General features: G+C 57.7%; 10 protein-coding genes and 3 pseudogenes. 3 read left to right on the top strand and 10 right to left on the bottom strand.

The annotated features are described in order from the left end of the window. The 6 genes and pseudogenes from NKJ35_RS30385 to NKJ35_RS30360 all read right to left on the bottom strand — a co-directional run. A partial coding sequence (locus NKJ35_RS30385) for an ABC transporter permease (protein ID WP_352651311.1) occupies positions 1 to 706 on the bottom strand: 706 nt, incomplete at its 3' end. Next, entirely contained in the window at positions 706 to 2316 is a 1611-nt protein-coding gene (locus tag NKJ35_RS30380) for an ABC transporter substrate-binding protein (RefSeq protein ID WP_352651310.1), read from the bottom strand. The genes NKJ35_RS30380 and NKJ35_RS30385, both read right to left, overlap by 1 nt. Before the next feature lie 505 nt (positions 2317 to 2821). Further along, positions 2822 to 3337: pseudogene (gene gfa / locus NKJ35_RS30375) on the bottom strand (S-(hydroxymethyl)glutathione synthase). Between the two features lie 92 nt (positions 3338 to 3429). After that, positions 3430 to 4514: pseudogene (locus NKJ35_RS30370) on the bottom strand (S-(hydroxymethyl)glutathione dehydrogenase/class III alcohol dehydrogenase); the annotation flags it as partial. A 74-nt stretch (positions 4515 to 4588) separates the two neighbouring features. Further along, positions 4589 to 6013, bottom strand: coding sequence for an aspartate ammonia-lyase (locus NKJ35_RS30365; RefSeq protein WP_352651309.1), 1425 nt, complete (start codon positions 6011 to 6013; stop codon positions 4589 to 4591). Positions 6014 to 6122: 109 nt separating this feature from the next. Then, entirely contained in the window at positions 6123 to 7289 is a 1167-nt protein-coding gene (locus tag NKJ35_RS30360) for an aminotransferase class V-fold PLP-dependent enzyme (RefSeq protein ID WP_352651308.1), read from the bottom strand. 546 nt (positions 7290 to 7835) lie between these two features. Here NKJ35_RS30360 and NKJ35_RS30355 point away from each other — a divergent pair. The 3 genes from NKJ35_RS30355 (at position 7836) to NKJ35_RS30345 (ending at position 9468) form a co-directional block, all read left to right on the top strand. Then, positions 7836 to 8633: an IclR family transcriptional regulator gene (locus NKJ35_RS30355; protein WP_352651306.1), complete on the top strand. Its 798-nt coding sequence runs from the start codon at positions 7836 to 7838 to the stop codon at positions 8631 to 8633. Positions 8634 to 8646: 13 nt separating this feature from the next. Continuing rightward, the gene (locus NKJ35_RS30990) at positions 8647 to 9048 is read left to right on the top strand and encodes an IS4/Tn5 family transposase DNA-binding protein (RefSeq protein WP_502904695.1); all 402 of its coding nucleotides are present in this window, start codon (positions 8647 to 8649) and stop codon (positions 9046 to 9048) included. A 69-nt stretch (positions 9049 to 9117) separates the two neighbouring features. Further along, a complete protein-coding gene (locus tag NKJ35_RS30345) occupies positions 9118 to 9468 on the top strand; it encodes a DDE-type integrase/transposase/recombinase (protein ID WP_352651304.1) in 351 nt (116 codons plus the stop codon). A gap of 106 nt (positions 9469 to 9574) precedes the next feature. On the opposite strand, the gene NKJ35_RS30340 is transcribed toward NKJ35_RS30345, so the two are convergent. From NKJ35_RS30340 to NKJ35_RS30325, 4 genes and pseudogenes are all read right to left on the bottom strand, one after another. After that, complete coding sequence (locus NKJ35_RS30340) at positions 9575 to 9712, bottom strand: hypothetical protein (protein WP_352651302.1); 138 nt, start codon at positions 9710 to 9712, stop codon at positions 9575 to 9577. Between the two features lie 94 nt (positions 9713 to 9806). Further along, positions 9807 to 10031: a membrane dipeptidase gene (locus NKJ35_RS30335; RefSeq protein WP_352651300.1), complete on the bottom strand. Its 225-nt coding sequence runs from the start codon at positions 10029 to 10031 to the stop codon at positions 9807 to 9809. After that, positions 10000 to 10290: a membrane dipeptidase gene (locus NKJ35_RS30330; RefSeq protein WP_352651298.1), complete on the bottom strand. Its 291-nt coding sequence runs from the start codon at positions 10288 to 10290 to the stop codon at positions 10000 to 10002. Before NKJ35_RS30330 ends, NKJ35_RS30335 begins: the two co-directional genes overlap by 32 nt. Before the next feature lie 266 nt (positions 10291 to 10556). Beyond that, positions 10557 to 11048 (bottom strand): annotated as a pseudogene (locus tag NKJ35_RS30325) (IS30 family transposase); the annotation flags it as partial. Positions 11049 to 11129 lie beyond the last annotated feature (81 nt).

The following is an 11129-nucleotide window of genomic DNA, read 5'->3' as shown; positions in this document are numbered from 1 at the left end:
CGGCATTCTTCAAGGCATGGTGGAAGAGCATTGCATAGGACGAAGCGCCTTTGGCAGCGGCTGTTCGCATATAGTCTTCCGACAAGACCTCGAGCATGCTCGCCCGCGCGACCCGCGCGATGAACGCGATATAACCGAGACTTAACGCCAGGGTGGGCAGGATCAGGTGGACAAACCAAGGCCCGAGGCCACCATCGATCGGCGCATATCCCTGGACCGGTAGCCAGTGTGTCCTGATGGCGAAGAAGTATATGAGGAAATAGCCGATGACAAAGACCGGGACAGAATAACCAAGTGCCGAAAAGGCCGCGAGGAGGCGGTCGTTGAGCCCGCCAGTTCGCCACGCGGCAAGGATGCCGCAGGAGACCCCGACCGACACCGAAAGGATCATCGTCAGGATCGATAGGGAAAGGGTTGGTTCAAGCCGCTGTGAGATGAGCTCAAGAACCGGTCGTCCCGCAAAGATTGAGATGCCGAAATCGCCGCCGAGCATGTCGCGCACCCACCGCATGAACTGAACTGGCATAGGATCGTTCAGGCCCAGCTTTTCGCGGATGCCGGCGATCATCTCTGCCGTGGCCGACTTGCCCGCGATCATGGCCGCCGGATCGCCAGGCGCCAGCCTGAGGAGCAGGAACACGAAGATCCCGACCATCGCCATGACGGCGATGGCCGAAACCAATCTGCGTAGAACGTAGGCTAACATTACGTCCCAGCTTTCTGCATGTTCCACATCGGGACGATCTGCGGCATGTGGATGAGGCCAGTCAGCGTCTTGCGGCGCACGATAGGGTTGACAGATTTCCCCAATCTCAAATCACCGACGAAGTCCCACCAGATCCCTTGCATTTTGCGGGCGAGCGCCTTGCGCTCGTCAAGCGTTGCGACCTGTGCCATTTTTACCCGCAGCGCTTCGTATTCGTCGTTCTTCGGCCAACCGTACCATGCCTTATCGCCATTTGCGGCTAGGACGGTATTCGTGAGCGGATTCCCTAAAGAATATTCAGAATCATCCGTGATGTGGACGTTCCAGCCGCCGTTCTCAACGGGTCCCTTGTTCGCCCGACGCGAAGTCAGCGCAGCCCAGGTCATCGGCGCGAGCTCTGCATTGATGCCAACCTTCCGCAGCGAGGCCGCAAGAAACTGCGAAATATTGTCGACAAGGGGCCAATCGGTCGGATCGAGAATGACGATCTTTTCACCGGCGTATCCCGCTTCCTGGAATAGCTGCTTCGCTTTTTCCGGATCGCCACCCTTCTTGTACCATCCCGTGTTCTCGTCGTTGGATAGGGGCGTATCCTGACCGAATATCGAAGTGACGGGTTTGATGTATTTTGGGTCGGCGACCCCGGCGCGCATCAATGCCCCCTGATCCATCAGGTGGAGCATCGCTTGGCGCGCCTTGACATTGTCGAACGGCGGCTGGAGGAAGTTCATGCGCAAGATCACGTCCCGGCCTCCCTTATCCAGAATGTCGAGTTGAAGATTGGGATCACTCTCGATCAATGGGTAAAGATCGGACGGCGGACTGCCGTAATAATCAATCTCACCTGCTTGCAGCGCGGCAATCGCCGTCTGCCGGTCGGCGATAACATTCCAGACGACACGATCGACGTTGACGATCTTTCCGCCGGCCAACCCGTCGGACCGCTCCTTACGTGGCACATATTTTTCGTCGCGATCGTAAGTGTAGCTGGCACCCGGCCGGGCCAGGTCCTCATTGAACTTGAACGGCCCCGATCCGATTTTCGTTGTGACCTGCTCGCTCGCCGGGCGACTGGCGTCCTTCTCTCGCATGATGAATGGAATCGGCGGCACAACATCCGCCAGGAAATCAATGAGAAATCCCAAGGGCTCCTTGAGCGCGATCGTGAAAGTCTTGTCGTCCTTGTTGGAGATGTCGCTGGCACGCTCCATGATTAGCTGCCCACCGGCGGCCACCTGAGCCCAACGCCGAATCGAGGCGACACAGTCCGCGGCGGTGACCGGTGTGCCATCGTGCCAGGCCAGGCCATCTCGAAGCTCGAACGTATAGGTCTTTTTGTCCTCGGAAACGTGCCATTTCCCGACCATTTGCGGCTGCGGCATGAACTTCGAGTCGAGCGCGAACAGCGTTTCGTAAATAGCCGTGCCATGATCGGCGACTTCGGTCCCCGTCGAGAAGATCGGATCGAAGCCGGACAGGTCGCCGCCGAGCCCCATGTGCACCGTCCGTGCGCCGCTTGAAGCCGTCTGCGCCCGCACGACCGACGGAATCGATAAAGCCGTTCCGGCGGCAATGCCTGCCTTAATGAGGGTGCGTCTAGAGATTGTCATTTCCATTCCCCTTTTTAGTGTAATGTTGAATGTTATTTCATCCGCGGGCGAGTTACGGCTGCTTATTCGCCCACGGCCATCTCCGCTCTAAAGGCCGCAGGGCGAAGTAGGCATTGAGCACCGCCCTTCAGTTGTCCACCTTCCATTGATCCCGTGGCTACGCTTGGGCTTGGACGGCTTAAAGATGGCAGGCAGGCACAGGCCCGTCTAATTGATTCTTATCGTTTCGGCCAATTGTTTCCGATAAATGAGAAAGTCATGGGTCGTAGCGATCCGGAAGTTGTCGCGGGTCGTAATCCGTTCCCGGCATCGCAGCGACGCCAGGGCACGAGAAGATCGGCCAGATAAACCGTCAGATCCACACTTGATATGGTTAGACCGGTCGCGATCGTGGCCACAACGGCAAATATACGTCAGTCGCAGCCCTGTCTGGGTTGAAGGAGGGCCGGAGTAAATCCGGCCCGTCACCAAAGGTCATTGCAGGATACCGTTTTTTCTTTGCCGTTCATGTGGCGAGATAGTCCATGAGCGCCGGCGAAAGGCAATCATAGGGATCGAGCCCCACATCCTTCAGTTTTGCGCGGATGCCATCCATCTCCGAGGGATCGACACCGCCTTAGATTACCGAAGACACGAAAGCGGCAAAACCGGGCTCCGGCCATTTGCCGTTGTCGAACAGCTCCGGATGGATGAAGGATAGACCGTTGAAGGCGTGATCCCGTTCTACCGGACCATACATATGTATGCCGCATTCCATGCACGCGTAGCGCTGGATAAGGGCAGAGGGATCGACGACAGCGAGCTTGTCGCCGTTTTCGACGACCGAAACGCTTTCGCTCGGGACCACGGCCACGACGGAGAACGCAGCGCCACCTGGCTTCCAGCACTTTGTGCAGCCGCAAGCATGGTTGTGGGCGATCCCGGACGAGACTTTGACCTTAACAGGTCGATCTGTGCATTTGCAGGCAAGAATGCCGCCTGCATGATTGCTGTCGCCTTTGCGAAGGCCGTTCTGGATCAAAGGATGAAGAAGTCGAACGCTCCTGGTTTCCTCCTGGGTTTTCCCGCGACATACGGGCTCTTATCAGCGGTCAATAGACGCTCACGGAACGTGATCGACTTGCCTTCGTGCATCAGATCAAATGCCGTGTTGATCTCATCAAGCGGCATCTTGTGCGTGATCAGGTCATCGATGTTGATCTTGCCTTCCATGTACCAGTCGACGATCTTAGGTACATTCGTACGCCCACGGGCGCCGCCGAAGGCCGTACCTCTCCAGACGCGGCCGGTAACAAGTTGGAACGGACGGGTGGAGATTTCCTTGCCGGCTTCCGCCACGCCGATGATGATGGATTCTCCCCATCCACGATGGCAGCATTCGAGTGCCTGGCGCATTACGCTGACATTGCCAGTTGCGTCGAAAGAGTAATCCGCGCCGCCGTCAGTCAGGTCCTGGATAGCCTGAACAACCTTTTCGTTGCCGATTCTTCGGGATTAATTAAGTCGGTTAGGCCGAACTTGCGTGCCATTTCGGCCTTGGCAGGGTTGATTTCGACGCCGATGATCTTGTCAGCGGAACCATGCGTGCGCCCTGAACGACATTGAGGCCAATCCCGTCGAGACCGAAGACAACAACGTTCGAGCCAGGGCGAACCTTCGCGGTGTAGATCACCGCGCCGATCCCCGTTGTGACGCCGCAGCCGATGTAGCAGATCTTGTCGAAAGGCGCATCTTCGCGGACCTTGGCAAGCGCGATTTCCGGCAGGACGGTGAAGTTGGAGGAGGTCGAGCATCCCATGTAGTGGAAGATCTCGCCACTATCGAAGGAAAAGCGTGTCGTTTTGTCCGGCATAAGCCCGAGCCCTTGCGTGGCCCGGATGGACGTGCAGAGATTGGAACGCTGCGAGAGGCAGGTTTTGCACTGGCGGCATTCCGGTGTGTAGAGCGGAATGACATGATCGCCGGGCCTCAACGTCACGACGCCAGGGCCCACTTCACGAACGATGCCCGCGCCCTCATGACCGAGGATAGCCGGAAGCTTACCCTCGGAATCGAGACCCGAAAGAGTATAGGCATCGGTGTGGCAGACGCCCGTCGCCCTCCACCAGTACTTCGCCAGCCTTCGGGCTGCCAATTTCAACGGTTTCGATAGATAGGGGTTTATTTGGTTCCCAAGCGACCGCAGCTCTGCTTTTCACGTTGGCTCCCTTTTGAAATTGCCGGTGATTTGAGCGGCTCTCACCGCAAACAGTCGATCGATCTCTGGCCTGTTTTACGATGCCAATCGTGATCGCGTTGGCCGGGTCAAAAGGTGCGGATCGGCGGTTTGCGCGATTAAATCCTCCGAAAGGTCGGGCTGCTCGGCCAGGACTTCGCGAATAGTTTTGCCGGAAGCCAGGACCTCCTTCGCAAGCTCCTCTGCCCGCTCGTAGCCGATCGCTGGCGTCAGTGCTGTTGCGACGGCGGTACTGGTTTCGAGATGTTTGCGGCAAGTCTCTGCATTGGCAGTAATGCCCACGATGCACTTCGTGCGCAGCACATCGACGGCATTGGTCAGGAGCTCGAGCGAGTGCAGTATGTTGTACGCAATGACCGGTTCCATCACGTTCAACTGAAGTTGCCCCGCTTCGGAGGCGAGAGTGATCGTGACATCGTAACCGATGATCTGGAAGGCGACCTGGTTGACCACCTCGGGCACTACAGGATTGACCTTTCCGGGCATAATCGAGGAGCCGGGCTGAAGCGCCGGCAAATTAATTTCGTTCAGGCCGCCACGAGGGCCGCTGGACAGCAGCCGCAGATCGTTGCAAATCTTCGAGAGTTTCGTGGCCGTCCGCTTCAGCATTCCAGAGAAGAGCACGAAGGCGCCGGTATCCCAGCAGGCTTCGATCAGATTTCCGGCCGAGATGACGGGCAGGCCGGAAATCGAGCGCAACTCCCTGACAGCTGCCGCCTGATAATCAGGGTTCGTATTGATGCCCGTGCCAATCGCCGTGCCACCGAGATTGATTTCATGGAAGAAGGCGGCAATCTCACCGAGACGGGCTACATCTTCGCGCAGCGTCGTCGCGAAAGCCTGAAACTCCTGGCCCAGAGTCATCGGAACGGCGTCCTGCAACTGTGTCCGGCCAAGCTTGATTACGGCTGAGAAGCTTTCGGCCCTTGCCTCCAACTCGTCTGCGAGCTGCTCCAAAGCTCGCTGCAACGCCCCGCGTGAAAGAAGGATCGCAAGGCGGATCGCCGTCGGATAAACGTCGTTTGTCGACTGAGCGAAGTTCACGTCGTTGTTGGGATGTAGCTTGTCGTATTTTCCCCGTGGCAGTCCCATGATCTCCAAGCCGCGGTTGGCGATGACCTCGTTGATGTTCATGTTGGTCGAGGTGCCGGCGCCGCCCTGAAATACGTCGAGCGGGAATTCGCCAAGGTGCCTGCCGGCCGTGATTTCCTCGCAGACTTGGCAGATGACATCGGCCTTTTGTTGGTCGAGATCGCCGAGCGCGGCATTGGCGCGCGCCGCTGCCATCTTGACGTAGGCAAGCGCCTTTATGAAGTTCGGAAAATGGCTGATTCTTATACCCGAAATGGGAAAGTTGGCGATGCCCCGCGCCGTCTGAGGACCATAGTACGCATCGACCGGGATGCTTACCGGGCCAAGCGGGTCTTTCTCAATGCGTTCGATTTGTGAAGCCTCCGTCACGATAATACTCGCGTGATTTGCAGATCGTCGAACCGTACCTTCGAGAGAAGCACATTGCCGGTTCCTGGCATGCTGGTGACACCACACGCCCTGACAAGGGGGAGAAGCATCAGGCGGCCTTTGGGGAGCGGCCGGCCGCATTGCCGCGCTCCTTGATGACGTCCAGGACGCGGTCGATGTCGGAAGAGGTGTTGAACATGGCAAGGGAGATGCGAACGCCATCGCGCTCGGGCGACACGCGCACATCCTTGGTGGCAAAGTAGTCGATCCATTCATCGGCTGGCAGCGCGGCGACATAGATATGCGGTGCACGGTTGGCACGGTCGCGGGGGCCAACAAGCTTGATGTTGAGGGCATCCAGTCCTGCTATGAGCCTGTCGCCCAAATCGCCGCAATGAGCCTCAATCTTGTCAATGCCGATTTCGTTGATCAGATCGAGAGCCGCGCCGAGTCCTTGAATAGCGGGCAAGTTGAAGTTGCCGAGTTCGAAGCGGCCGGCCGTGAGAGCAGGTGCCATGTCGTCAGGGCGGGCGATGAAGTCCGCTGGCGGATTTTCAAGGCTGATTGTCGCCAGATACGCAGGCTCTAATTCCGTGCGGGCGCGATCCCAATAGAGCAGGCCCAAGCCTTGGGGAACCAGGAGACCCTTGTGCGTGCCAGAGCCGATGAAGGTGGCGCCGACCTTCTTTGCATCGATCGGCACGACGCCGACCGCCTGCATGATATCAATGACGAAGTAGAGGCTCTTTTCCTTGCAGAGCGCCCCGATGCTTTCGATATCGAAGCGGTGGCCTGTATGGAAGGCCACATACGACATCGAAATCGCCTTGGTGTTTGCGTCGATGTGCGCACGGAAGCTGTCCGCGTTCACGACCTCCGTCATGGGAATGAAGCGGACTTCGACGCCCTTCTTCTTCATGTTCAGGAATGCGTAGGCGTTGTTGGGATGGTCGCCATGGATCATCAGAACATTGTCGCCCGCCTTCAACGGAAGAGCGTTCGCGGCGATGTTCATCGCTTCGGACGTGTTTTTTGTGAATGCGATTTCGTCGGGGGTCGCGTTCAACAAAATCGCGACCTTGGCCCGCGTTTCCTCCATGCGGTCAATCCACACGGATTTCGGACCAGCTGTCTCATAACTTTCCTTAATAAAAGCTTCAAAGGCTTGCTTGACGGGCGCTGACATCGGCGTCTGGAAGCCGGAGTCGAGATAGGTCATTTTCTCGACGACAGGAAACAGCTTCCTCACCGCCTCAACGTCGTAATACTGCGTCATCTATCTCTCCGATTCGGCTAGTCGCGGCTCCTCGCCGCGGGGTGAGCCACGTCCTTATCGTCCCAATACGTAGACGAAAGTCATTTGCACGCACCCCGTTCCTTCGCGCCGCACAGTTTTCGCCTGCGATCAGCAGTGACAGTCATATGTAAAAAAAACTATCGGTCCACCACTATATATCGTTCGGCGCACTTGTTTATTCCGAAAAATGATAATATATTGGGGTTCCGCCGTTTGGTAGGCGCACTCCCGCTGCGCATCTAACTCGCAGATTGATACGCGGTGAGGAGATCGAGCAGAACCAGCTGCCTGCAGCCTAACTGGGAAAAGCTCACGCGGGAATATGATCCACTTTTCACAAGAGAGGCTTCAATACTCCAATTCGACAACTGAACTGATTCCACCAAGACGCGGGATTGAGGCGCTCATAGTGGATGCGTTTCGAATTTCTGTCAGATATTTTCAAATGTGAGGATCGCTTACTTAATTGATTTTCGGAAATCTGTTCGCATAATGTGGACGCTCTCCCTCCAAAGCGAGACATTAATGAGCTTAAACGTCAATTCGGATGGTCCGTTGGATCGGGCCTTTGCAATCCTTGATTTTGTGGCCACTCAACTCAAAGCGGTTACTGCGGCGGACATTGCCAAGAATCTCGACCTGCCCTTGCCAACTGCCCATAGATTGATCAGCAACCTCGAGTCCCGCGGGCTGCTCCAGCGTGCGGCGGGCACGAAACGATTCGTTATCGGCAACACCTTGGTCGTGCTTGCGGGTAAGACGATTGGCTCCGCCTTTCGGACGGCACGACGCCACGCAGTTCTTCAGAATGTGGCAGCTGAAATCGGGGAACAATGCGAAATTGGTATCGTGCGAAACAATGCTGTCGTCTATGTCGACAGCGTACGCGTTAAGCCCCCTCAAGGACTACAATTCGACCCTGGGCATAGCGCGCCGCTCTATTGTACATCAACTGGTAAAATTTATATGAGCAGGCTGCCTGTGAAGGCGCGTGAAAAGCTGGTTCGGTCTCTGCGTATGGAGCAGCATACCGACAGGACGATAACCGATCCTGATGCTCTTCTCACTGGTTTAGAGGAAACCCGCAGGGAGGGATGGGCCCGGACCAACGAAGAGTTCGTCAAAGGTGTGGTTGGGTGCGCTGTTCCAATTCTGGCCCCGGACGGAACTTTGATTGCTTGCCTTGGTGTGTCGGTACCAGTTGCCCGCGTCAGCTTTGAAGAACTACAAAGCTTTCGTGAGCCTTTGGCCCGAGCAGCGAAGTTTCTATCCGAGACGATACTGCAGGCCAGCAGCGACTTTGCCGAAGAAGCCATCAACTAAACCTTGCGACAAAATGGTATCCATACGGCCCTTTCGTTTACCCACATCGTCGGCGGGCCATTGCCCGTATGAATCTGCCGTGATTCTGTCTGTGACGCCGAATCACGGAGGCGTTGCGGATGCGAGACAGGACCAGCAGCAGCGAAGCCACTTTGGCAGGAAGCTTTGCGCGGCGGCCCTTCCCGACAAGCGCCTTATCCGGCTGCAGCAGTTGCTGGATCAGCTGTCAGCAGCGCCGGGCAAGCCGATCCCGGCGGCCTGTAGCGACTGGGCAGCGGCAAAGGCGGCCTACCGCTTCTCTGAGGCTGCGGTATCTGGAAGAGATGATGATGGCCGAACGCGGCTTGAAGGTCGACCACTCCACCGTGCATCGCTAGGTCGCCCACTTTTCGCCGCAGCTGCTGGAGCGCTTTAACCGGCGCAAGCGTGCGGTCGGCAGCAAGTGGCATATGGTCGAGACGTACATCAAGTCCGAGGCCAATGGATGTATCTCTATCGCGCCATAGACAGCCTCGGCGACACGGTCGAGTTCTTCTTCAGCGAAAGCCGTGACCTGGTGGCGGCCAAACGCTTCCTTCGCGCTGGCGCGCCATGGCCAGCCGGGGCGCATCGTCATCAACGGCACAACCAATCACGAACGATCCTTTCCTGCGACGCTGAAAGCCGCCTGCGGCAGCGACCGCGGCGACCACTGAAGCCGATCCGCATCCGCAAACGCTGGTATCTCAACAAACGGATCGAACAGGATCACAGGCGTATCAAACGCCGCATTCGATCCATGCTCGGTTTCGAGTCGCAGGCGAGCGCCGTGGTTATCCTCTCCGGCATCGAGTGATCCAATATGATGCGCAAGCGACAGGCGTGCCTACAATCTCAGTCCGTTGATCTCCGAGCAGTTCGATATCCTCGCTGCGTGACGGACAGGCCGAAATGGCCGTTAACTATTCCATTTCCAGGTTTGCGACAGAACCCGGCCAGCTCGGGGATTGGAGGATGACGATTTTCTCGCCAGCATATCCGGCCTCCTGGAACAGTTGCTTGGCATTTTCCGGGTCGCCGCCCTTCTTGAACCATCCCATATTTTCGTCATTGGAATATCTACACTCTAAGGCCGCAGGAGATTGAAATAGGCACAGACCACCGGAGTTGCCTACCGACAAGTCCCCTTTTTTCCTACCCGCCCCAGGTCTTGGCGAGAACGCGCACCCAATTGCCGTGGCAGATCGTGTTAAGCGTCGGCTCGTCGAAACCGCGAAGACGCATGGCTTCGACCAGATTCTGCAATCCCGCGGCGCTGCCGATCCCGGTCGGTACCGTCGCCCCGTCGAAATCCGAGCCCATGGCGACCTTGTCGTCGCCGAGCTTGTCAACGAGATAGGCAATATGGTCGATGAGCATATCGAGCGATCGTCCCACCACGCCCATCGGGCCGGATGAGGCCCCCGACGTAGGACACCCCGACCAAGCCCCCGGTCTCCCGAATGGCGGCAAGCTGCTTTTCGATGAGATTGCGCGACTGCGGGCTGATGGCATGAACGTTCGAATGCGTCGAAACCAGCGGCGCGTCGGAGAGACGCGCCACGTCCCAAACGCCCTTCTCGTTGAGATGCGTCAGGTCGATCAGGATCCTTGCATTCCTTGACAAGGCGGATGCCATGTTCGGTCAGTCCATCGCCGACATCGCCGGTGCTCGGAAAGCGGAACGGTACGCCGTTGCCGAAGATGTTCGGACGGCTCCAAATGGTCCGAGTGATCGCAGCCCCGCCTGGTGCAACACCTCCACAGGTGGAAGTCCGGATCGATGGCTTCGGCCCCCTCCGATTCATGCTCGCCTGGATGCCGCGGCGATGCAGAAGTTCGGAGTGGGCCCCGCACGCATAATGGGCGGATTCAAGCAGTCGTCGCAACACCGATTGTGCTCACTCACGACAGCAACTCGTCAAGCGCCTCTGCCGGCGTTTTCCAGCCCAGGGTTTTTCTTGGTCGGGCATTGAGGGCCGCGGCCACGGCGGCGATCTCGTCGGCGCTGTGGACGCTCAGGTCGGTGCCTTCGGGAAGTACTGACGCAGCAGCCCATTGGTGTTCTCGTTGGTGCCACGCTCGGGCTGTGCAGATCGCAGAAGTAGACTTGGACACCCGCATCGATCTTGAGCCGATAATGCTGAGCCATTTCGGCTCCCTGATCCCAAGTCAGCGAACGACGCAGCTCTTCGGGCAAGGTGATGATGGTGCGCGTAATCGCATCGCGCACCGCTTCAGCTCCGTGTCCCGTGAGAGCAGGCCCATTCTTCATCCGCTGGGCTTCGCCATGCGCAGCAGCATCGTGAAGCGTGTCGTACGCTCAACCAGCGTGCCGATCGCCGAGCTGCCAAGACCAAGGATGAGGTCTCCCTCCCAGTGATCCGGCACTGACCTTGCCCCCAGTTTCTATCCAGTTTTGAGTTCGTTTCCGGCGTGGGTTGTGCCCTGTTGGGCGGGTGAAGCGACGGGCGCTGG

This window comes from Mesorhizobium sp. M0136 (assembly GCF_040322515.1).
GTDB lineage: Bacteria > Pseudomonadota > Alphaproteobacteria > Rhizobiales > Rhizobiaceae > Mesorhizobium.
Note: the sequence above shows the minus strand (reverse complement) of the source record. Positions and strands in the feature narration are given on the sequence as shown.